General features: G+C 49.5%; 19 protein-coding genes. 5 read left to right on the plus strand and 14 right to left on the minus strand.

Annotated features, from left to right (window positions below; all coding sequences use genetic code 11):
• Positions 1-57: 57 nt before the first annotated feature.
• Positions 58-1074 (minus strand): DUF2235 domain-containing protein, encoded by a 1017-nt coding sequence (locus FT643_RS18855; protein WP_156872972.1) that lies wholly within the window; start codon positions 1072-1074, stop codon positions 58-60.
• A gap of 305 nt (positions 1075-1379) precedes the next feature.
• Here FT643_RS18855 and hisC point away from each other — a divergent pair, with 305 nt between their 5' ends.
• Positions 1380-2441 (plus strand): histidinol-phosphate transaminase, encoded by a 1062-nt coding sequence (hisC, locus tag FT643_RS18860; RefSeq protein WP_156872973.1) that lies wholly within the window; start codon positions 1380-1382, stop codon positions 2439-2441.
• A gap of 119 nt (positions 2442-2560) precedes the next feature.
• On the opposite strand, the gene FT643_RS18865 is transcribed toward hisC, so the two are convergent.
• The 4 genes from FT643_RS18865 to FT643_RS18880 all read right to left on the minus strand — a co-directional run bounded on the left by FT643_RS18865 (position 2561) and on the right by FT643_RS18880 (position 5292).
• Positions 2561-3001: a GNAT family N-acetyltransferase gene (locus FT643_RS18865; protein ID WP_156872974.1), complete on the minus strand. Its 441-nt coding sequence runs from the start codon at positions 2999-3001 to the stop codon at positions 2561-2563.
• Positions 3002-3235: 234 nt separating this feature from the next.
• Positions 3236-3538: a hypothetical protein gene (locus FT643_RS18870; RefSeq protein ID WP_156872975.1), complete on the minus strand. Its 303-nt coding sequence runs from the start codon at positions 3536-3538 to the stop codon at positions 3236-3238.
• Between the two features lie 267 nt (positions 3539-3805).
• Complete coding sequence (locus FT643_RS18875) at positions 3806-4597, minus strand: alpha/beta fold hydrolase (RefSeq protein ID WP_156872976.1); 792 nt, start codon at positions 4595-4597, stop codon at positions 3806-3808.
• Positions 4598-4716: 119 nt separating this feature from the next.
• A complete protein-coding gene (locus FT643_RS18880; protein WP_156872977.1) occupies positions 4717-5292 on the minus strand; it encodes a carboxymuconolactone decarboxylase family protein in 576 nt (191 codons plus the stop codon).
• A 159-nt stretch (positions 5293-5451) separates the two neighbouring features.
• On the opposite strand from FT643_RS18880, the gene FT643_RS18885 reads away from it, so the two are divergent.
• A complete protein-coding gene (locus FT643_RS18885; RefSeq protein WP_156872978.1) occupies positions 5452-6129 on the plus strand; it encodes a winged helix-turn-helix transcriptional regulator in 678 nt (225 codons plus the stop codon).
• 111 nt (positions 6130-6240) lie between these two features.
• Here FT643_RS18885 and FT643_RS18890 read toward each other — a convergent pair whose 3' ends face one another.
• From FT643_RS18890 to FT643_RS18900, 3 genes are all read right to left on the minus strand, one after another.
• Positions 6241-6738 carry a hypothetical protein gene (locus FT643_RS18890; RefSeq protein ID WP_156872979.1) on the minus strand — a complete coding sequence of 166 codons (498 nt, stop codon included), beginning with the start codon at positions 6736-6738 and terminating at the stop codon, positions 6241-6243.
• Positions 6739-6859: 121 nt separating this feature from the next.
• Positions 6860-7138, minus strand: coding sequence for a MoaD/ThiS family protein (locus tag FT643_RS18895; RefSeq protein ID WP_156872980.1), 279 nt, complete (start codon positions 7136-7138; stop codon positions 6860-6862).
• 5 nt (positions 7139-7143) lie between these two features.
• Positions 7144-8328, minus strand: coding sequence for a WD40/YVTN/BNR-like repeat-containing protein (locus FT643_RS18900; protein WP_156872981.1), 1185 nt, complete (start codon positions 8326-8328; stop codon positions 7144-7146).
• Between the two features lie 226 nt (positions 8329-8554).
• Between FT643_RS18900 and FT643_RS23810 the strand changes: the two genes are divergently transcribed.
• Positions 8555-10642, plus strand: a complete 2088-nt coding sequence (locus FT643_RS23810) for a putative bifunctional diguanylate cyclase/phosphodiesterase (protein ID WP_156872982.1) — start codon at positions 8555-8557, stop codon at positions 10640-10642.
• Positions 10643-10685: 43 nt separating this feature from the next.
• Here the strand turns inward: FT643_RS23810 and FT643_RS18910 are convergent, their stop codons facing one another.
• From FT643_RS18910 to FT643_RS18935, 6 genes are all read right to left on the minus strand, one after another.
• Positions 10686-13103 carry an efflux RND transporter permease subunit gene (locus tag FT643_RS18910; RefSeq protein WP_156872983.1) on the minus strand — a complete coding sequence of 806 codons (2418 nt, stop codon included), beginning with the start codon at positions 13101-13103 and terminating at the stop codon, positions 10686-10688.
• Between the two features lie 112 nt (positions 13104-13215).
• A complete protein-coding gene (locus FT643_RS18915; protein WP_156872984.1) occupies positions 13216-13770 on the minus strand; it encodes a LemA family protein in 555 nt (184 codons plus the stop codon).
• Between the two features lie 91 nt (positions 13771-13861).
• Complete coding sequence (locus FT643_RS18920; RefSeq protein ID WP_156872985.1) at positions 13862-16228, minus strand: TIGR03032 family protein; 2367 nt, start codon at positions 16226-16228, stop codon at positions 13862-13864.
• A gap of 47 nt (positions 16229-16275) precedes the next feature.
• Entirely contained in the window at positions 16276-18381 is a 2106-nt protein-coding gene (locus FT643_RS18925) for an SdrD B-like domain-containing protein (protein ID WP_198043692.1), read from the minus strand.
• 76 nt (positions 18382-18457) lie between these two features.
• Complete coding sequence (locus FT643_RS18930) at positions 18458-20713, minus strand: SdrD B-like domain-containing protein (protein ID WP_156872987.1); 2256 nt, start codon at positions 20711-20713, stop codon at positions 18458-18460.
• A 406-nt stretch (positions 20714-21119) separates the two neighbouring features.
• The gene (locus FT643_RS18935; protein WP_156873004.1) at positions 21120-21599 is read right to left on the minus strand and encodes a glutathione peroxidase; all 480 of its coding nucleotides are present in this window, start codon (positions 21597-21599) and stop codon (positions 21120-21122) included.
• Between the two features lie 333 nt (positions 21600-21932).
• Between FT643_RS18935 and FT643_RS23815 the strand changes: the two genes are divergently transcribed.
• Together FT643_RS23815 and FT643_RS18945 are read left to right on the plus strand one after the other, a co-directional pair.
• Entirely contained in the window at positions 21933-23414 is a 1482-nt protein-coding gene (locus FT643_RS23815; protein ID WP_156872988.1) for a DUF1996 domain-containing protein, read from the plus strand.
• Between the two features lie 31 nt (positions 23415-23445).
• Entirely contained in the window at positions 23446-24333 is an 888-nt protein-coding gene (locus FT643_RS18945) for an endo alpha-1,4 polygalactosaminidase (RefSeq protein WP_232340339.1), read from the plus strand.
• Positions 24334-24365 lie beyond the last annotated feature (32 nt).

The raw sequence follows: 24365 nt of genomic DNA on the forward strand, positions 1-24365 counted from the left end.
TGAGTCCGGCGCAACTGAAAAAGCGATTAGGGGAATGGACAATGCACGAGGGCCTGATCAATTCACCACACTAATACGCGACCAATCACCCTGCACCGCCCCCAACAATTTACGCATCGCCTTACTTTTCTTCTGATAATCGTAAGCGTTGTTATCCCAACGTGCTTTGACCGACTTATGTATGGGGCCGTTAATGGTGCGAACAAATTCACTGCGAGCCAAATAGATACCTTTGCGCTCGTGGTGCTGCTTATCAAAAGGGTCGGGATGCAAATCCTGGCTATAAAACGGTTCAAACTTCAAACCAAAACCGGATGCCTGCTCCAACATCCATTGGCTGGCACAGTTGCTTAGTCCGCTTTCAGGATAGCCGCCCCCAATATCCGAATGCACACCGGCAAACCAGACTTGTTGTAAATCAAATCCCGGCTTTAAGGTCCACAGCGTTGGTGAAAAGTCTTCGCGATTTTCGTCAATGGAAACGGCGTGGCGCGCGTGTTTAATAATTCGACTAGGCTCACAATCGTGAAACAGAAATTCCTTGCGTCCTAAAGTGCCCCAGAACGGCACCGGAATTCCCAAAGCGCCAACCGTATCCCATACGCCCACAAATTCGATATCGGTCATATCTTCCACTGCGAATTGCTTTCGGAACTGCTTGGCGCCCGGTGAATCGGGATCGCTGGACGCACTGCGCTTTCGATACAATTTATAGGCTTCCGGAATATGATCCGAATACTCTCGTTTCATCAAACCGCAATTACGGATGAAACCAGCCAGGGAACGTACGGTATAGGCACCACGACTGAAACCAAAAAAGAATAACTGATCGCCTCTATTGAAGTTGTGCACGATGAAACGATAGCAATCCATGATATTTTTATCGATGCCCTCCCCGGTTAAACCACCCATAATTTTCTTTCTATCTGTGCCAACACCCCAGTCGTAAAAAGCCACTTGCTCCATATCGCCAACAACAGGCTTCACTGCTCTGGCCATGGTCAGAACATTGGTGGTGCTATCGTCTTCCGGGGAGTTCCAGGTGCCATCTGCGAAAATAGCGATGCGTTTCATTGTTGCCTCCGCTGCACGAGGTGTCTGAGTAAATAAGCGGGATGAAACAAACTGGCCTCACCCCACCACAGTGGTAAGGCCAGTTTACGGCTGTGCATGGGATTATTGATGTCGAATAGTAACAGGAACGTTTGTTCACTAGTCATGATCAGAAACCGGTAGAATTGCCAGTTTGCGGGAGCGAAACGCCGCTCACAGATCATTCAATAGCCGTGAGTGGTGCCAACAGGGTGAGAAGATAAGTGGTCGCGTGATACTATTGCGAAATACTCGTTATTTTTTCCCCTCTTTAAAAGTGAAGCAAAATGAATTCATTATGGAGTAATCTTGTCCAGAACCTGGACCCATATGTCGCAGGCGAGCAACCCAAAGATAAAACCTACATAAAGTTAAACACCAACGAAAACCCCTATCCTCCATCCCCCAAAGTCATGCAGGCTATTCAGAGTGTGACGGCCTCTGACCTGCGCCTTTATCCCGATCCGGACGCTTCGTCTCTGCGAACAGCAATAGCAGAGTACTACGCGGTTTCCCCCACAAATATTTTTGTTGGCAACGGCTCCGACGAGGTGCTGGGATTCGCTTTTGTCGCATTTTTCAAAAAAGAAAACCCCTTGTACTTTCCCGAAATCACCTACAGCTTCTATCCTTCCTATTGCCGCTTGTACGAAATCCGATATCGGCAATGTGCCATGGCCAATGACTGGTCTATTCAATTTGACGATATCGGGGATTCACCCGGTGGCATCGTTTTTCCGAACCCCAATGCTCCTACCGGCATGCTGCTATCACTGCAACAAATAGAATCATTAGTGAAGCGCTATCAAGATATCGTTATTGTGGTAGATGAAGCTTATATCGATTTTGGGGGCGACACTGCGATTGAGCTAACTCAGACCTACTCCAATTTATTGGTGGTACAAACCTGCTCCAAATCCAGATCGCTGGCCGGCTTAAGAGTAGGTTACGCGGTCGGGCATCCAAATCTGATTGCTGCATTGGAACGGGTCAAAAACTCGTTTAATGCCTATCCTCTTGATGCGATTGCTATTCGGGCCGCAACGGCGTCGTTTGAAGATCAAGTCTATTTTGAACAATGCTGCAACCAGATTATAGAAACGCGAGACTGGTTCACAGCGCAATTAAACGCATTGTCTTTTCAAGTATTGGAATCCAAATCCAATTTCGTTTTTGCCCGTCATACACAAGTTGAGGCTAAGCATTTAAGTAAATCTCTAAAAGAAAAAGCAATCCTGGTCCGTCATTTTAGTTCACCTAAAATAGACAATTATTTAAGAATCAGCATCGGTACGCGTGAGGACATGGAAGGGCTGATCGATTCACTGGGGAGCATTCTCGTAGCGTAGATTTATCGCCGTATTCGGTGGGGAAACACACAGGAACACTTAAGCAATTCTAGCAGTGATACAGAATCGTCTTTGGGCGCTGCTGCCAAAATTTAAATTATTAACAGTACGGTCACTTACTAGATGTTGTACGTATAAAAGTGCCAGGTACTTTTACCTGTATTTAATGAATCATAGAGTTTTTGAGCCGGCTCATTACCCAGAGCGGTAACCCATTGCAAACGGGACGCCCCGTGTTTTGCTGCATAGCTGCGACAATGTTCAATAAGCTGCCGACCAATACCTTTGCCTCGCCTCTGTGGCAAAGTAAACAGATCATTGAGAACAGCTACTTTTGCAGTAATTGTTGATGAAAAAGAAAAATAAATAGTGGCGAACCCAACAACATTACCATGCTCCTTATAGATAAATTGGCAACCTATAGGGCTAGAGTCACCGAACTGTGCAAAAAACTCTGCATTTCGATCATCGGATATATCTGCAGCTTTATAAAACTCCTGATAGGCCCGAATTAATGGGAGAACTTCGGTCAAATTTGTTTCCGATACCACTTCGATCATTTGAGCTTTTAATCCTTGTATTACTACCGGTTTGCCGTGCTCGCCATTTGAGCGCTAATGTGTTTATTGAACCTACGACTCGCCTATCTAAATCGAAACATACATCAACAACCTATAATCTAGCTGAAACACGTCGATTATGGCAACAGGTTTTCCGTAACCCGAACGCCTTTTGTTGTAAGACGGCAATCTCTGTAAGTGCTTCATTGGTGTTAGAGAATGTTGATGCAGAGGTTACAAAAGCAGTTGAATCGAATTTTTCCCTAACCAACTATTTTGGATCAGATTACCGGTCAGACTACGAACTTCTATTTTGCTCTGAAGGGTATTGCCGTCGACGCTGAGAGCGGCCAAGCCAGGGTAGCTTTCATAGTCGACATCAGCCAATACTAAAAGGTCGAGGGGCGCATAATCTGGCTGGTAGGAAATATTTCCCACCAGCTCCAGGCCGGATGCGCTAAGTAATTTTACATGTGGCCAGCTGCTTTTATGGGTTGCATTAACGACATGGGCGACCCGGTAGGTGCCGCGCGTCATGCCGCTGACGCTATGAAGACAACATTAACCCTGTAAGCCGCCTGTACTATGCGGCATCGACCCCGGTACGCACGCCTTGCTGATTATAACAGGAGGCGGCTTGGCATTAGGGGCACAGGACGGACGGAGCCGGTTGTCCGCAGTTTTAATAGAGGCAGCTTACGTTAGGTGCCCTGCTAAAGCGCCTTTCAATCCAGACAGTAAAAATCAACTTATCCGCTTAACCACCAAAACATAAACCATGGCTAAAAGAAAATTCAAATTCCCTCATATAGCGCTGCATACATAATCGTTTTCCGCATGCTGAATCGAGTTCAGTATTGCTTTACTCACCTCACAGGAATGTGTGAGAGGCCCCATATGCCCCATTTCGGGGAGCGTCAACATTCCAGCTTGAGGTAACAAGTGCTGAACCAGGTGCGCCATTCGCCTTGCATGAGAATTGGTGCGTTCCCCCATTAACAGAGTGACCGGAGCGAAGTAATCAATCAATGAAAAGGCTTCCGGCTCAACTCGATAGGCTTCGCAAAAATCCTGATAAACAATGGGTGCTAACTGAGCCAACCTTTCCTGTGCGTGCACTGATAGTCTTGACCACGCCTCCGCTTCGTGCCAAAAGTTAATGAACGACTCCATTCCAACAGCGCCCGACTCTTCGCGAACCCTATTTGACAGCGCCAAAATATCATTGAGTAACTGCCGGTCCTCTGGTTGGGAGCTGACCTTCAGTAAAGCCGGAGAAACCGGCTCGAACAGTGTCAGGCTTTTAATTTTGTGCGGAATGCTAGCAATAATTTCCAGCGCTACGGATCCACCGAATGAATGTGCCACCAGATGTGTTAGTCGCCTATCGCTTTCGATAGCCTCTATAATCGGTCTGGCTCTCTCTCTGAGTGTTGAGTGTAGATCTGCTCGCTGCGAAACACCGGCGTTGTAGCCGCGCAAATCAGGAGCAAGCACCGTGCGCCAGGGTGCGCATTGCCGGGACAGGTTTCGCCATAATGCACCTGAACTGGCAGAGCCGTGAATCGCCATAATCGGTAACGGTGAATTTTTCATACATATCCCGTGTCATAATATTGATACAACACGCAAAGCCTACTACAAGCAACTCACATCACTTAGGCTTTGGTGCCTTGAATTTCTCGAAACACGCCTTATCGCCGAGAAGGCTTACATCAATTTAAATTAGAGGCGTGAGAACAATCCCGGTGCCATTGGTAAGGTTCAAAAGCATCGTCCAATGTCAGCGAGAGGGCGTTACTTACGTAATTGGTGAACGTTTTCACGCTCACTCCCAGCGCCAATTCAAAAAACTGGGCTTTTGAATAACCCTGCTCCAAAAAATTCATTAAGGTACTTTGATCGATGCGTCCACGACAGCAAACAAGTTCAACGACAACTCTCTGAAGAATGTGATAACGGGGATCTCGAATGGGCTCTTGGTTTCTAATGGCAAGGATGATCTGTTGCTGAATACCCAGCGTTTGCGACATCAGTGTGTGTCCGGAAACACAATAATCGCAGCCGTTTTCAACACTGGTCACCATCAAAATGACCTGTTGCTCCTCGGGCGAGAATGAGGAATCACGAAACATATTGTTAATCGCCAATAGTCCAGCGAGTGCGTGATGGGATTCAGCAGTTACAGCATATATATTAGGAACGAAGCCGATTGAGTCAGCGACGCTTTCAAGCAATTTCTTTGTGTGATCCGGCACTGATGCCATTGTATGAATATCTACGTTAAACATGGTTATCTCCTTGAAGTGGCATTAAGTTCAAGGCCAGTGTGACTCATCCGATCGAGGCATATTACTTCTACACCAATAGCAACCAACTATACTTTGTGAAGTTGCTAACTCTTTTTTTTGAAGCTACATTGTGAAAAACACCCCCAAAAGGACGCCCCCATGCAATTCGGCCAGTTTTGTCCTATCGCTAAAACCACAGAAATTCTTGGAGAAAAGTGGACCATATTGATATTGCGCGAGATTCTGATGGGAAGTACACGTTTCAATGAACTACAGCGGGGACTGAGCATGATATCCCCTGCAGTCCTAAGCAAACGGCTAAGCTCACTTGATGAATATGGCTTGATTATTAAAAAGAAGATTCATGGCCAAAAAGGGTACGAGTATTTCCCTTCCTCGGCGGCTAAAGAGCTGCTACCCATTTTCATTGAGCTCGGCAACTGGGGCATGCGCTGGACACGAGAACATCTTACCGATATTGATTTCGATGTGGATTTCCTGATGCTTTATCTACAAAGGAGCATTTTGCCAGAGAAGATACCGGGTGCCAAAGCCACTATCCGCTTTCAATTTACGGATGTGAAAGCACAATCCGATTGGTGGGTGCTTATCGATGGGGATATTATTGATGTGTGCACGAAGGACCCATGCAGAGAAGTAGATGTATACTTTACTTGTTCAGTAAAATGCCTGTCTGATATATGGATGGGCGAAACGAGCTATAAAAAAGAAATTCGCGCCGGTAATTTAAAACTAGTCGGACACCGATCTTTCACCCGTGATGTTACAGTCTGGATGTCAAACTGTCAGTTTGCGAACACAAAACCAACAGAATGAAATGCATTATGAGATTCCCAAAGTCGAAACCAGGGTTGTTGTTCGACCTCCACTCGGCACCTGAAAAATATAAACCCTCGCCTCTTCCTGCACTTGTCCTGTCTAGTTTGATCACTTTAAAAGATTGGCTATGCGTCCTTCAAAAATAGCCTTGCACTCCGCAGCCAGCTCACTTCCGTTACTCACCTCGGAATCAAGTGCCACCATAGCCGAAGATATAAATTCATCTACCGTTTTTTTGCTCGCTTCAACAAACGGAACGTTACATATACCGGCTAATTCAAACCCGTTATCCACAGTCCCCATAGCCATTTTCGGTTGATAGGGTATTGAACGTGCAACCATGAAATTAAGTGTTGTACTCATTCCGGCATCACTTACAGACCTCAACTGGCCTGCAACACTAAAGGCATCGGGATCCCCTTTATTTAAGCCAGTTTGCAGAATATCAATATTTTCCGTTAGAAGGTTATGGTTTGCCGCCAGCTCATCCAGATAAGCCCTGCTGCCCTTTTTGGATATTTGGCTTTCGATACTTTCGATGGTTGGATTACTCGTTGAGCAACCAATAATAAAACATGTCAATAGTGTACATACAATGAGTTTCACCTCACCACCTCCAGCTTCTTAACGCTACTTTCAGATATTTTCCTACGAACAATTGGTGGAAGAACTATACACCCTTCCGATGCGTCATTTGTGATAAATTTAAAAGGCTAACAGCTTTATTTCAACCTCCACTCAGCGCTTGAAAAATATATACCCTGGCCTCTTCCTGCACTCGATCAGACAGGTTTTTGCGATCGATTACCAAGGTATTATTCACGCTGATATTTACGTGTCGACGTAACGTACCACGCTCATCGAGGATGTAATCCGAGAACCCGGCGGCGATCTTGTCAACCCCGGCCAATACCTCGGCAACAGAACCTGCAGGCACCCTTATCTCCCGGTTCTCAAGCACCGGGAAGAAACGGTAAAGATGGTGGGTCATTTCAACAATGGGCATTGCAGTTACCCGAATCGAACGGAATAGACCGGCGGGAAGTTATTACCCAGGCAGCGCCAGTTTTCACCGCGGTCTTCTGACAGATACACATTGCCGGTGGTGCTGCCGAAACACAAGTCATCTCCCGACGCGTCCAGCCCATGCCGCAGCACGATATCATAGGCGTTATCCTGAGGCAGCCCGTTACGGAATGTTTGCCAGGATTTTCCGCCATCACGGGTTTGCGCGACAAACAATCCGCCTTTAATGGCCATACGTTCAGAATCACCCCTTGCCGGCACCACCCAGGCGGTGCGTCCGTCTTCCGCGTCCACCGCAATAGGAAAGCCAAAATGCACATCCGAATTTGGCTCACTGACTTTGGTCCAGGTACGCGCACCATCGTCGCTATAAAAAACGCCGAAATGGTTTTGCTGCCAGAAGTGGTCCGGTTGCCCCTGGCTGGCGGTAATAAAATGCGGATCGTGCCCCCACTCCACATCCGGGTCGGGTAGATAATCGACCCGCATTCCGTTATTGCGCCCCACCCAGGTTTTTCCCCCATCGCTGGTTTCCAGGACCCCTGCCGAAGAAGCCGCCACATGCAAATGATCAGGATTACGAGGATCCACGACAATAGAATGAATGCCCGGTTCGAATACACCGTAATCGATGCTCGCCGGTGTACCACCCCAGCGGGTCTCGCTGGTAGCTTCTCCGCTAAAAAGATCCCCGCCGCGACTCTCGTGGTTCCATAGCGGACGATTAAGGTTCCAGGAATCACCACCGTCATCGCTCACGAACAATCCTCCCGGAATGGTACCTGCGTATAACCTGCCCGGTTGCGACGCTGGGCCGAAGGTAATATTCCAGATTTTATACACCGTGGCATCCTGGTACTTCGGCTCGCCCACCGGTGCTTCGGGATCAAAATCCGGTGTAGGCAAGTACTGCACAATATGGCGTGCACCTTCCGGGTACTTCAGCGACAACACATCCTCCCAACTCACACCACCGTCGCGGGAACGGGATAATTTGGGCCCCCAATGCCCATGATCCAAAGACGCCCACAGGTTTCCATCACGGGGGTCACGTGCAGCATAGCAGACAGGTATCCCCGGATGCAGGATGGGTCGCGCGTGCCACTCCGACATATTACGTTCAACGATCACAGTGCCCTTACGCGTACCCAGCAAAATAATGTTAGACATGAAAAGAGCCTCCGAATTAAGCCAACATCATTAGGTGTAAATTCATTTATTTAAATCCTAGTCGAAGGGAAAAGCGACATTTCGACGACAGCATGGAATTTATTTGAGTTTTGAAGACCCAATCAACAGAGTGGCGGGATAAGTGAACCCTGGGCCAGATGTTTTATTACAAAAGTTAGGTTAAATACTATACTGGAATTATTTGCTAACCAGCTAAGGGCTCCTGGTGTTGAACCGAAAGTTGATTCTCCTGCACCGCGATTTATCGTTACAGTCGCGTTATGTATTAGCTATGGCTATCTTCATGCTCGCTTTTCTGCTGCGCCTTGTCGTGCTCCCAACCGATGCCGGATTGCCGTTCCTGACCCTGTATCCGGCCACTGTCGCTGTCTTTTACTTCCTGGGAACAAAACCGGGCTTGGTCGTGACCGCATTGGCGGCCCTAAGCGGATACTATGCTTTCATCCCCCCGCACTGGTCATTCTCGCTCGAAAACCGCGGCTACTATTTAGTTTCGATTTATCTGATTGGCGCAACATTGAGTGCCATCGTTATTCATCAGCTACAGCGCTACGCACAAAGTCTCCATCACACACTCGCGCAGCTACAGGACAGCGAAAATCGCTTCCGCTCTTTTATGGACTGTGGCCACTTCCTGTCGTGGATGAAAGACCATAAAGGCCGGTACGTTTATCTGAACCAACACTCTGAGAATTTTTTTGAATTACCCCCCGGCAGCTGGCAGGGAAAATCCGATTTCGAGATATTTCCAAAAATGACCGCACTCGGATTGCAAGAAAACGACCTAAAAGTCCTGCAAACCAATCAATCCCTCACGGTTGAGGAAACCTCCGCCAAGTCGGACGGTAAAACCTGTCATTGGTTAAGTACCAGATTCCCCTATTCCGAGTCCGCCGGCAGGCAGTATATCGGGGGCATTGCTGTCGATATCACCGAGCGCAGGCAAGCCGAGAAAATGATCGAAGATCTGGCCTTCTACGACTCGCTTACCGGGCTGCCTAACCGGCGTCTGTTAATGGACAGGCTGAAGCACATACTCGATACCCGCGCACGCCAGCCCCGCATCGGTGCCCTGCTGTTTATCGACCTGGATAACTTCAAAGCATTAAATGATACCTACGGTCACAATCACGGCGACCTGCTATTACAGCAGGTCGCCCGACGGCTCCAGGATAATGTCCGCAAAGGTGATACCCTGGCCCGATTGGGGGGCGATGAGTTTGTTGTCCTGCTCGAGGATTTGAATAACAATACCCTGGAGGCCGCCACCCAGGCTGAAATCTCGGGAGATAAAATTCTGCGGGTACTGGGGCTGCCCTATCTCCTTGATGGCAAAACCCATCGCAGTACACCCAGTATCGGCATCACCCTATTTGGTGACGTTCAGGAATCCATAGAAGGTCCGTTGAAACGTGCCGATTTAGCGATGTATCAGGCTAAAGCCGCCGGTCGCAATACCCTGCGCTTCTTCGATCCGCAAATACAGGCGGCAGTCACCGCGCGCTCTGAATTGGAAGCGGACCTGCGCACAGCCATCACACGACAGCAATTTATACTGCATTACCAACCTCAGATGGAAGGTACCGACCAACTCGCTGGAGCCGAAGCCCTGATACGCTGGCAGCACCCGGTACGCGGAATGGTCGCACCCGGCGAATTCATACCGATCGCTGAGGACACGGGCTTAATTCTTGATCTTGGGCGCTGGGTGCTTGAGGCCGCCTGTGCCCAATTAGCGCTGTGGGCTGGGCAACCTGAACGTGCCCGGCTGACCATTTCAGTGAATGTCAGCTCCCGCCAGTTTCGCCAGCCGGACTTCGTAAATCAGGTATCGGCGTCACTCACCAGGTCAGGAGCCAACCCCCGGCTGCTGAAACTGGAGCTGACCGAAAGCCTGTTGGTCTCTAATGTAGAAGAGGTGATCGAAAAAATGGTCGTGCTAAAGAAGAAGGGAATCAGTTTTTCACTGGACGATTTTGGCACCGGTTATTCATCACTTGCTTATTTAAAGAGACTCCCCCTGGACCAGCTAAAAATTGATCAAAGCTTCGTGAGGGATATAGGCCTCAACGCCAACAATACGGTCATCGCTAAAACCATCATTACGCTCGCTGGCAGCCTGGGCCTTACCGTAATTGCCGAAGGTGTTGAAACTGAAGCGCAACGCCGTTTTCTCGCTACCCATGGCTGCACTGCTTTTCAGGGCTATTTATTCAGCCGCCCACTACCCATTGACGAATTCGACAAACTTACCGAAGCCAGTACGATGGACTCCATAAATCAGCGCACGTAGACCCCGCTCTTCCTACCGTAAGACTCCATGGGCCCTGGATTCCCTACGCACTCGCGCCGTCCAATTTTTCTTTTTCCGGCCCGAATGGTTGTGCCCAAATAATCAGAAGGGGCGTAACAAACAAGTCAGCCAGCAAGGCCAACGCAATAGTCGAGGAAAGTAAAACGCTAAACCAAAACGTGACCCCCATGGTGGACATCAACATCGCCGACCAACCACAAGCCAAGGTGACCGAGGTAATGACCAGCGCACGTCCGGCTTCATTAAAGGTTATGACAAACGCCTTCCGGTAATCACCCACCCGCTCAAATTCCAGTTTAAACCGAGTCATCATATGGATCGTATCATCAACCGCTATTCCTAAGGCTACAGGGGCAATTAACAATTTGCTGTAATCTAGATAAGTACCAGTCCAACCCATAAGCCCTCCAACCACCATAATCGGAGCTACATTGGGAATCATACTAATGAGGCCCATTTTAACCGAGCTAAAAATAATCGCGAACAAGAGCGTAATAACCGTCAGTGCAATACTGAACCCGAGGATCTGGCTATCGCTAATATAGGTCATTAGTTTCAAATATAACGCACCCATTCCGGTGTTCGATCTTTCACTCAAATACAATGGATTTGCGTTGAGATATTCTTGCATCTGGGCTTCGAATTTCGCCAGTTCGCTAGTATCAGTAAGTTGTGTTCTGATCTGTAACACCGCTTGAGAGAAGTCCCTGGTCACATAGGTATACAGATCTTCTCCACCGGACAATTCATACACTAACAGATATTGAGAAATAAGATCCGCGCTCTCTGGGATGCGATAATAAGCTGGATCGTCATTATGAAAACTCTGATTGATGTCCTTTATAAGATCGACTATTGAAGTGGCTTTACGTACCAAAGGCTGATGGCCCAACACCTGACTTTGGACTCGGTCCAGTTCTGCTAAAAATTTCGGATTCTTAATACCTCCTTCCTTAGCGGTATCGAAAAGATAGGCATAGGCACTCATGCCACCCATCGTATTATCTATATGTTCAGTGTCCTTGCGAACTTTTACGCTTTTGTCAAAATCCAGCAAGTAATTGGAATCAACTTTCAGGTTCTTCAATCCCACGCCAGCGACTATAACCGTCACTGAAAAAGCCATCATGCAAATGCCGGGATTATTTAACGTAAATTGGCTGCACCGGTTGAGCATCCGGCTTAAATAACCGGGACGTTCACGTCTGCCCGCTGATTGTTTGGCAGGCCGAATGAAAGAAAGGAAAAAGGTGAGCAAAGTGATAGAGAGAAAAAACGCGGCCAGCACCCCCAAAGAAATATAGATGGCCAGATGCGAAATGGTTTTAACCGGCGCCATTGACATGGAAAGAAAGCCGATTGCGGTGGTTATGGAAGTCAGGAGGCAAGGTGTACCCACCACATAAAGCGTATCGCGCAAGGCCATTTCGCGACTTTCATGCTTTCGTAACTGCGTCAGAAATTCAGATATAATATGCACCGCATCGGCAACACCGATAGTAATCAACAGTGTGGGAGCCAACCCAAACATCATATCGATTGGCCAGTCCATCAAACTCATAAACGCGACGGTCACCATCACTGCTAATCCAACCACGACAATGGGGCCAACAGCACCGATGACCCGACCTCGGAAAAATATCAGAAGCAGCAGGACAATGATGGTCATACAGATGGCACCAAGCGATGTGGATTCTTTATCCAGAATACGGTTGTATGTGGCATTGATGGGTACATCGCCGGATAGATAAAAAGGAATATCGACGAATTCGGGATCTGAAAGTATTTGCGTTAAAGCGGCAGCGGATACTTGGGGATAAAGATTTTCCAATCCATCCCCGTCTTCCGGGTCCAAACGGATCTGATCAATAGGATCGGTAGATGAGCGACTCATCTCAACGACCATCACCCCCAGCTTTTGCTCTCGGTCAAATAAGTTGTTTACATAGAGCGGCTTATTTCTAAATAAGTCCGCGAATTTCAGTAGCTGGGCCTGATCAAGAGGTAACTTGTCGCTGATTTTCCTGATATCCAGATCATCGCCGTCGGCAACCATGAGCTCAGCATTAGTAATACTTCGCACTTTTTTAACGAACGGCACTCCCGCATCGATGGCTTTACCCAATCGATCTATTTTGCTAATAATCTGTTCGTTAAAAACGCCATGCGTAGAATCTGACGCATCAAACATAATATATATAATTTCATCAGAGCCAAAATTATCCCGAAATACGTTATAGGCGCTATAGGTCGGATCCGATTCGTCAAAAAAAGCCTCAAAGCTATTGTCCATTCGAACTTTTTGAGCCAAGTACCCGCAAGCACCGAACGCCACGCAGCACATCAGCATCACCTGCCATTTGTGGCGGTATGACCAAATAGCGATATTAGCGAACATCTGATTCAGGCTTGCGAAACTCGCATCGCCGAGTATTTTCATGGCACGGCCCTTTATTCTATTTTAATTATTAGAGCTGAATTCGAATCAATTTAAATGCAACAATCGCCGCCACACGGCACGGGGATCGAGTTCTTATCTATTGCCGAACGACTTATTTATCCCAGGGTGTGCTGGGAGATTCACGCTCGGTGGCAAGGTCCAGTTGGAAATAATCATCGCGTTTGAATTTGAATATCCCGGCAATAAGATTGCTTGGGAATTGCTGCACCTTGGTGTTAAGCAGGCGAATCCGGCGATTAAAATTATTGCGGGCATCCGCAATATCGGATTCAACTTCATTGAGTGTTTTTTGCAGTTCCAGAAAATTGTTACTTGCTTTCAGATCCGGATAATTCTCTGCAACGGCCAGTAAGCTACCCAGTGAACGTGTGACTTCCAGCTCTTCTTTGGTACGCTCATCGCGATCGTTACTTTCCCTGCGCTGGGCGGTTAAATTTTGTAGCGTGTCGGTTTCGTGCTGACTGTAGCCCGCCACCGCGCTGATGAGTTTCGGTATCAGGCTGGCACGTCGCTTCAGAGCCACGTCGATGATACTCCAACCTTCTTCGATCATGTTTAAATACTTGATGAATTTGTTATAGGTGCTGATGCCCCAGGCTATGGGGACAATCACAGCAAACAGTATGAAAGGGAAATAATCCGGCATTACTTAAACCTTAATTGCGTTAGCTCAATGGATACACGAGGTTATACGACAACGCCACAAACCACATGCCCGAAGATACCAGATTCAACCGCTATTGCGAAAGCGCTTGCTTGACCTCGCGAATCAGCCCCTTCCAGTCACCCGGTTGCGGTTGTTGGAATAACCGAGCCTGCGGATACCAGGGAGTGCTACTGGATAAGGTTGGCCAATACCAGCTTGAGATGTCACCTTGCAGAACCCAAACCGGCTTGCCGAGTGCACCGGCAATATGTACTGCCGGACAATCCACGCCGACGAGCAAATCCATCTGATCGATCAACAAGGCCAGATCAGCATAATCTTTTATTTTGCTCTCGACGTCATCAACCGGCAGCCGGGACAAAGTCGCGGTTAGCTCCGAATCATCACAGGAATGTAGGTTATAAAACTGGATGCCCGGCACAGTAAATACCGCCTGGAACACGTCAAAGGGGCACGCCACATGACCATCGCCGTCTGCCCCCGGCTGAGGGGACCAGACCACGCCAACCTTACGCACGGGTGCAGGATCAAGCGCCGAATCAGCAGTTCGATCAGGGAGCCGTAACGCCTCTGTGTTTTTGCGTTTTTTTAGTGTCTCGATGTCAATATAAGGGAATAAGTCAGGAATCGTTTCAGGGGTGGTATTAAACAACAACGGCAGACTGTCTATGGATACGTGCACATCATAATCTGCTACCGAAATCGAGCCAGGATGACGGATTTCGCTGACGCCGGGTATTACCGCTAACAAAGGTGCCAAATCATCGCTACACAAAATCAGTAGCTTTGCGCATAAAGATCGCACCTTCGGCACATAACGGGCAAGCAGAATCCCGTGCCTGACGTCGTTTCCTTCGACATACAGCAACACCGTTTTTTCGGCAACGGCTGCACCATCCCACCGCGGATTCGGAGACTGCAATACCGCTACCTGGCCTGTCTTCAGACGCCACTCATACTCGTCGAAACCCCGCTTATAATTACCGCTCTGCAGCAGCATGACAGCCAGACTGACATGGGCTGCTGCCAGGTCGGGCTGCCGCTCAATAGCTTTCCCGGCGGCGCGAATAGCTTCCCTTGGTTGTCGCAGGCGGCTGTAAAGATTGGCCAGGCTGTGATGTATCTTGGCTCGATCCGGCTCCTTTGCAAGCGCGCTCAACAAACAGTCCAGCGACTCCTGCAGTGCACCTGTTTCGGCTAACGCAACACCCAGACTGTAAGTGGCATCGGGGTATCCGGGTTCACGGTTCAGAACCTCACGAAAGCAAGCCACGGCCTGCTCATAGTCGCCTTGGCGGAAACGCTCCAGTCCTCTTGTCATATAAGTCTGGGGGCGTTCTGCCAGCTCGGCTTCGCTCGGCATAACGACCTCGGCCAATGCCTCATCCGGCAACACATAGGAAATACCCAACAGCGGATCGTTCCACTCCAGCATGTCGGGGAAGCGGGTGTGGTGCAGCAGCTGAACTGCAAATATTTCCTCTACGCCGGATTCAAAACGCAAAAATCCCAGAACTTCGCCGGTTTCAATATTCAGCACCCAGACACCACAGATGCGCTCGGCCAAATCAGCGACGATGGGTATACCACTGAACACGGCACTCTCGCGCACCTTAGACAAACCGATAAAAGCCAGAGGCCCGATAAAGTCGATGCCGCGGGTAAAACCAGGCAGCTTGGCCACGGTTTCCCAAGTGCCTTTAACGGTATCCACCGTAACCAGTGATCCTTGCCCCGACTCCAGCACCCACAATTTACCACGATACCAACGGGGCGAATGAGGCATGGACAGACCGCGCAAAACGACTTTATTACTGGCTACATCCATCAAAATGCCACCGGATGCTTTGTTGCTCCGCCAACCGGCGTGGGTATCGGTTTCACCCAACGCGGTGACATAACGAGGCTCGCCATCCACCATCGCCAGCCCGTTTAAATGACAGCGATCCTCGGGGGCAAGGGCAGAAATGAACGGTGGGCGCCAGCGGGGGTAAAAGCTGTGATCCACATCCAGCGTGCACAAGCAACCAAAGCGGGTGTTGACTAACCACAGCCGGTCGTCTTTTGCCCACGCCATTTCATGAATATCAATATCACCGGTGATGTGAATATGACGCGGCAGGTAGCAAGCGTCGTTTTTGCCCCGTGGTTCAAGCCGGGCGGCCACCGCCGGTACGTTGCGGTATTCCCAAACCGTGTTCGCACCTCCGATACCCAAGCGATTGCCCTTGACCGCAATACCCATGGGTTTTTCGAAATCCCGAAAGTGGGTATTTATCCCACCGGCAACTTCATCGTGACGTACCAGGATTACTTTACCGGCCTGATAGGTCGACACCACCAGACTAATGCCTAATTGCCTGAAGATCTCCGGCAGATTGGCGGTAAAGACGCTGCGTAACGGCGGGCCGCTCGGGTCCGCTGATGGGTTGGACATCAAAGTCATTCCTGTATTCAGTATCTCGGCTGTTGGGTCATGGTCAATTAGGGCACTAACCCCGAATCCAGCCCAGGACGGCTTTGGCCCTCATCCAATGAACGGCATTGATCCAGCCCCGTGATCGGATCGGCATTACTGTCCCTGGTGTAATCACCAGCGGCAATCTTCGGGCTGAAGGTATAACCGGCGGGTTTGACGAAGGCTAATTGATACTCCCCCGCCGGCAAATCGTCAAAACGATACGCGCCGTTGCTGTCGGTGGTCGTTGAAATGACCGTCGACGGATCACAACCTACCCGCACATTCACCGTGACCCCGGGCAGACCCGGCTCACCGGAATCCTGCTTGCCGTCCCCGTTCTCGTCGCGCCACACAAAATCCCCAATAAAACCGCTGCCATTTGCCGCGATTTCAGGTACCAATCCGGCATCCAATGCCAAACGCTTTCGCCCTACACCCAGCGAGCGACACTGATCCAGCCCAGTTGCGGGATCGGCATTGCTGTCAATCCGATAGTCACCTGCTGCAATTAACGGACTGAACGTATAACCGGCTGGCTTCACAAATTCCAACTGATAATTTTGATCGGGCAAGCCCTCAAACCGAAACGCGCCACTGCTGTCCGTCACGGTCGTAAGTAACACTGCGGCATCGCAGTTCACCCGCAGATTGACCACGACTCCACCTAAACCAGGCTCTCCGACATCCTGCACGCCGTCGCCATCGTCATCCCGCCACACAAAATCACCGATCACGCCACTGCCATTGTTGGGGCCGGTTGCTGCCTCACGTTCATACGCGCCCATATCACAGGTCGAAAGGCCATCCGCATTTCCATCCTGCGGTCTGGCTATGCCGCGCTGGTCGGTGTCGGGACAGGTCGCATTGTCGCCCTGATCAATAGCAGGACTGCCGTCTAGCAGCGCATGGGTCAATGTCGAACCACCGTTATCTTGCAAGGGGCCGAGAAGCGGGTCTACGCCGACGATGTTAGAACCCGAAGGGGTGTCCACGATATCCGCTGCACCCGGATTCTGGACCAAGGAATGATGGAGGGAATAAAGGGTATCACAAGACGATAGATCACTGCCCATATCCACTCCATTGCCTGCAATAATGGAGTTGCTGATGTTGAGCTCACTACGATCGCGCAAATCTGAACAGTTTACGCCGTGAGCGCCATTTCCGGTGATCGTGCTGGAGCTGATGCTCACGCTGGAATTTAAAGAAGCTAACAATACACCGGCTTTGCCGTTCCCAGTGATCGTCGAATTTTCCAGGTTCAAACTCCCCCAACCTATATGGCTTACGCCGTTACCTTCATTATCCACTATCACGCTGTCCTTAACGTCCAGATCGTTGTTCACAGTATCCCATTGCCCCCTGGAAAACAGGCCTATCGCATTACTTCTAATTTCACTTCTGACGGCCGTAATATCCAAATTAAAGCCAGCTACACCATAGCCTTGATTGCCGGAAATAATTACATCCTCAACGACTACTTCAGAGGGCCTCGCATACCTGGTGCTTTGTATCAGTATCCCGTGGCCGCCGTTTCCGGACAATTCCGAGTTACTGGCGTTCACACTAATATCGCCATTATAACCGTACATAAATATGGCCGATTCCACATTGCCGGAGAGGATACAGTCGTCGATGGTCACCGCAGGACGCACCATATATAAAGACGCGGAAATCGCGCGGGTGGCATGGGAAAGAGTCAGGCCGGCGAAGTGTAAATCCGGCTCAAGATTAACTGAGGAATTGCTGATGACAAAGATATCAGAACTGCCGCCCGCATCAATAGAAAGAACCCCCGAGCCCGGCCCGGTCACCGCAACCGAATCAACCAGCTCCAGCGGCCCCGAAGTCAGATTCAGCGTGCCGCTGACCGAAGCATCGAAGACGATCTCGTCTGCACCCGGGTTCCCGTTAGTATCGAGCACCGCTTGCCGCAGGCTACCTGGGCCTGCGTCGTTGATATTGGTCACTTGGAAGGTCGCTGCGTTAGCAAACCCGGGGGCCGCCAGAATGCATGCAAGCCCTGTCGCAGGCGCCACGTTTCTGACGGTACGCCTGAGGCTAGCAGCAACGGCAGCCGCTAGAGGATGGATTGAAAATAGAGAGCTGTTAACACGCCGTCTGGCCATGAAAAACATCCTTAAATTTATGGGTTAGCAAACAGATTACGAGGTCTGCATGACAACTGCGTTTCCCTCGCACCAGTCAGGGTACCAGCCCTGCATCCAGCCCCGAGCGCGTTTGGCCCTCCGCCAGCGAACGGCATTGGTCCAAGCCGGAGGCAGGATCGGCGTTGCTGTCTTGGGTGTAGTCTTCAGCTGCAATCAATGGGCTGAAGGTATAGCCCGCTGGTTGCACGAACTCCAACTGATAGCGGCCTACCGATAACCCGGAGAAACGGAACGCACCGTTGCTGTCTGTCGTGGTGGACAACAATGTCGCGGGGTCACAACCCACTAGCAAGTTTACGGTGACACCTGGCACACCCGGTTCACCAGGATCCTGTTTGCCGTCGCCGTTAACGTCGCGCCAGACTAAATCCCCAATTGCACCGCTGCCACTGTTGCTGCCACCTCCCATCGAATCGGGAATCAAGCCCGCATCCAGTGCCGGGCGGATCAACCCTTCCCTGACAGACCGGCAGCGATCCAGCCCGGTCTCAGGATCGGCATTACTATCCAATAAATAATTGCCCGCAGCGACGGCAGGACTGAATCTATACCCAACCGGTTTCACAAATTGCAGCTGATAGTTACCAGTGGCTAACCCGTCAAAACGGTACGCGCCATTGCTATCGGTCACCGTTGTCAAAAGCTGACCGGGATCGCAGTTCACTTGCAGGTTAACTACAACACCAGCCAAGCCCGGCTCTTCAGGGTCTTGCACACCATCCCCGTCATCGTCCCGCCAAACAAAATCACCCATAAAGCCGCGGCCATTGTTAGCGCCGGTTCCCGCTGCCGCTTCATAGGCCCCCATATCACAGATCGCAAGGCGGTCTGCATTTCCGTCCTGGGGTCTGGTTACGCCGCGCTGATCGGTTTCGGGACAAGTAGCATCTTCACCTTGATCAATTGCCGGACTGCCAACAAGCAACGCATGGGTCAGGGTCGATCCGCCATTATCCTGCAAGGGGCCAAGCAAAGGATCTTCACCGATAATATTGCTGCCTGGAGCGGACTCGAAGACACGGCTGTCACCCGGTTGCTGGATTAAGGAATGATGAACGGTAAACGCCCCCTCCCCGGAAAGATCCGTTCCGCCGCTTGAGCCATTACCTGCAATAATGGAATTGCTGACCTCCAGTGCACTCTCTATACCGTCGCCATAAACACCTCCGGAGCCATTACCGGTGATGGTGCTGTTCTGGATCGACGCATTGCCTTGATAGCTATAAAAACGTACGCCAAAGCCATTGCGATTCTGAGAGAGAGTGGAATTAGCAATGGTTAACTCGTTGTCACGTATACCAAAATCCACTCCCCCTTCACCGTTGTCCGAGATCGTGCTGGCACGGATGGTGGCAGAGACGAAAAAATTACTGGCTACCACACCAGCCCCGCCACTACCGGTTATGGAGGAACGCTCAAGATTCAGATGATCCGAATGGCCAAGAACGACACCCTCCTCTTCGCTATCGGCAATTATCGTGTCCGTAATATTGAAACCGCCGCCAAAATAATTCCGGGCAGCACCACCCAACAAGCCGATTGAATTGCCCCTGATTTCGCTGTTGGATATTTTTACTCCGGCGCCTGAGTTGTCAACGCCTGCCCCGCCGTTATCTAACAGTGCGACACCTTCTAGCACGGCTCCATTCCCACCCGAATAGGGGCTACCTGCAACACTGATCGCGTCGCTGCCGTTTTTTGACAGTGTGGAATTACTGACGCGCAACATACTTTCTGCAAAATAACTGGATACGCTGACGCCATTCTCCACACTGCCTGATATGGTGCTGTCGGTCACCGTCACAGCAAGATCCATGAAACCGACCTCTGCAAGAATAGCGGTGGTCGCGTTACTCAGGGTCAGATCGGATACGCTCACCTCAATCGCACTAACCGGTGCTGAATCACTGACGACAAATATTTCAGAGCTGCCACCGGCATCGACGGTCAATAGCGCTTGGCCCGGTCCTTTGACCGAGACAGAATCAAGCAACTCAAGCGGGCCCGAAACCAGATTCAACGTACCGCTGACTGAGCTATCAAAACTAATTTGGTCTGTCCCGGCGTTCTCATTGGCATCGACCACGGCCTGACGTAAACTCCCCGGCCCGGCGTCGTTGGTATTAATGACCTGGTAGGTGGCCGCCATACCTGGGGTGGCCAGGATGAGTGCCAGTCCGGTCGCCGGAACCGTTCTTTTAACGGTGCGCCTAAGGCAAGACGCGACTGCGGCCGCCAGCGGGCGGATAGTGAGTGAAGAATTTTGGGTGCTTACAATCCAGTTTGTCATATGTTCCCCTTTTTTTTATCGTGCACAATGCCCCTGTCGCCGGATAGGTGATGACGAATGATTGATTTTTCTTTGGAGCTTACCAAAGGAACTTAACAGATGACTAAAATAAAACGCAAAACATATAGACAATCAATGCCCAAAAAACCCTACCAAAAAGACGATAACGTTGAGTATCCCGCTCGAATAACCTCGAAACCAAGGTAACTCTATTTGTGCCGCTCGGGCTGGCTGCAATTCAACCAATCTGGACAGCATTACGAGACCTGGAAAATCCGTAGCGCATTGCTAGATGGGGGTAAAATTTACAGGCCGGGTACGCCCCCGGCGTTAGAATAGTCGGGAAAGTGAGAACAACAAGACTGTTAACCAGGTGATATCGTCGGATTCGCTAACTCAGCCGCCATTATCGCAATAGTGCTGCAAGGTCTGACTCCAGTTCACTTGCCATAGGTGTAACTGAAGAATCGTAATGGGTCACGGTTTTCAAATCCGCACTGACAAGGTATTTGTTGAAGTTCCAGGCAGGTGATTCGCCCGTTTTGGCAATGAGCTGTTTAAACAACGGATTCACCTGCTCCCCTTTTACCGAACTTTCAGAGACCATGGGAAAGGTGACTCCATAATTGATGTAACATACCTCCGCTACTTCTTCCTCGTCCGCCAACTCTTGTTTAAAGTCGTTCGATGGAAAACCAATGACAACCAAACCTTGATCTTTGTACTTCTGGTAGAGGGATTCCAGTTCTTTAAACTGGGGAGTGAAGCCACACCGGCTAGCGGTGTTCACAACCAACAACGTTTTTCCGGAAAAGCGCTCACAAAAATTGATCGTCTCATCAGAACGCAATTTTTGTGGTTCGAAGTCCAATAAATTATCGCACATCGCGACGCTGTTTGAAGAGGCACCGAGCAGGCAGAGAACGGCAACCCCGGGGAATATTGATTTCACTATCCGAATGTTCACCTAATTCTCCCAAGTTTCATGACAGATAAAATTGATCATACTATAAACCCAATATGGCGCTTTAGATAGGCTACCAATACAAAGCGCTAATAAATCCGAATATGCCAACCGAGTCAAAGAATAGAAATCACACACGGTTAATATATAACCCTTTACCAGCTAAACACATGAACCCATCGCGCTTCAACTGCTTCGTTCAACAGCACAACGGCAAACACTGCATTAAAGGAAAGATTAAAAAAGGATACGGATATGACCAGTGATTACTTTCATACATTGAAAAAAAGTGCGCTTACTTTGGGGGTCGCAATTGCGTCGGCAAGCGCTGCATTGCCAACCTATGCTTCGATCGCTATTTTCAATGAGAAAACCGGAGAGCTGTTGGAATCGTCAACTAGTAACGAAGTCTCAATGGTTTATGCTAATGCGCTTCGTATAAAGGTAAATCCAGCTGTCAGCAGCGACAAATTACGCCTGGAACCACAAAACACAGAATGCGGTAGCGCAACCCAAACCGATGAGCGGCCGCCATTTGAATTCACGATCAATCCTATGTCCGCTACCAGCATTTGCAAATTCAAAATAGTCAGCTGGAAAAACCCGTGGCGATGGACCGGTCAGCAAGACTATTACATTTCATTTGAACAAGCAGACCCGGTGACCCCGGATGACCCAGTGGTTCCTGTTGACCCGGTAGACCCAAGTGAACCGGCGGACCCAAGTGAACCCGTTGATAATACACACCCAACAGACAAAGTGGTTTGGACAATAGGCAGTAACGGCAAATCGGACTACGTGGTGGGCGACACCGTTCCCCGGAGCAATCATGGCAACAGAATCTATTGTACCGTTAGCCACTTCTCCTATGACGATCCGATCATTTATCCCGGTCAACCTGGCAAAGCCCATCTGCACATGTTTATGGGCAACACGGAAACAGACGCCTACTCAAATCAGGACAGCATCCCCACAAGCGGAAAAAGCTCCTGTTTAGGTGGCACAAATTACCGATCCGGTTTATGGATACCCGCGCTCTTCAATGATAAGGATGAAGCAGTTGTCCCTAGTTCTACGTTTATCTACTACAAGACATTTATGGCGGGTAACGCATACAACCTATTGCAAGTGGTGCCCCAGGGTTTAGAAGTATTGGCCTCGAAAATGACACTTAATGGAAGTGACTCCCATTTTAAAATTAACCGGGGAACAAAAGACGGTAAACCCAATTACAACTTGATAATGCACTTCCCCTCCTGTGTTGCGACCACGAATGGTACCCGCAAGGGAAATCCGATACTCAGCTATCGCGACATGCCCGGCAAAGCTGCATCCGTTGTCAATTCACATGTTGCCTACCCGGGCGGTCCCAGCAGCAATGAGGTAGAATGCCCTTCAAGTCACCCTTACCGCTTCCCAACGCCCCAACTCATTATCAACTTCGATGCTAATGCTGTGGGCAACAACCCCTACCTCGCATCCGATGCAATGAATAATGCAGCGCCTATGAGCACTCTGCATGCTGATTATATTTTTGGCATGGACGAGTCAGTCAACGAACAGGTGCTAAAGTGCGCCAAAGAATCGAGAACCTGTAACTTCGGCAGTGTTGGTGCGTTACCCGAACGCTTTTTTTCAGAAGACGGAACGCAACTCTATCGCTATAACACGCTCCTGCCAGAAATCGACAGAACACCTTTTGGCTCATCATTAAAACCAATGAAAATGAATCCATGATCTGGCTGATCAGGTTTTTGGGGGAAAGACTTTGAACGAATTTCTGTTAGGACTGTTATCACTTATAATGATGTACGCGGGATCAAGCACGACTACAAATACCGCTGAGGATCAGTCGACCACCGACACAGAACAACGTGATCCGGTCCCGCCCGAAGAAGATACATCAGTCGAAGAGGACACAGTAACCGCAACATGGTATCGCCCGTCGGTTTTAGCTACGTGGCAATGGCAGTTATCGGGTGACATTAATACTGAATACGAGGTTGATATTTATGACATCGATTTATTTGACACATCGCCCGGGCTTATCCAGCAAATAAAATCCTCCGGTAAAAAAGTCATTTGCTATTTTTCAGCGGGGTCTTATGAAGATTGGCGCCCAGACGCAACCCAATTCGCGGACGCAGACCTTGGTCGCCCATTGGATGGTTGGCCTGGTGAACGCTGGCTGGATATCCGATCGGATAAAGTGCTTACGATTATGAAAAATCGCCTGGATATCGCCAAACAAAAAGGCTGCGATGGCGTTGAACCAGACAACGTTGATGGCTATAGCAATCGAACCGGCATTAATTTCACGGCCCAGGACCAACTGAAATACAACAAATCGCTTGCGAAACTTGCTCACGCCAGAGGATTGGCTATCGGTTTAAAAAATAATCTTGATCAAGTGGCTGCATTGGTAAATCACTTTGACTACGCAGTGAATGAACAATGCTTTGAATACAACGAGTGCGAGCTACTGTCGCCTTTTATTGCGCAAAACAAGCCTGTTTTTAACGCGGAATATCAGAATAGATATGTCAATAACGAAGCAAAACGCAACGCCCTGTGTACTCAATCTATTGATATGCAGTTTAGCACTTTGATATTGCCCCTGAATTTAGACGACAAATTCAGGTATAGCTGCTTGTAGAAAAAGGCCGCGACCTGATTCCCAGAGGGCCC

This window comes from Ketobacter sp. MCCC 1A13808 (genome assembly GCF_009746715.1).
Taxonomy (GTDB): Bacteria; Pseudomonadota; Gammaproteobacteria; order Pseudomonadales; family Ketobacteraceae; genus Ketobacter.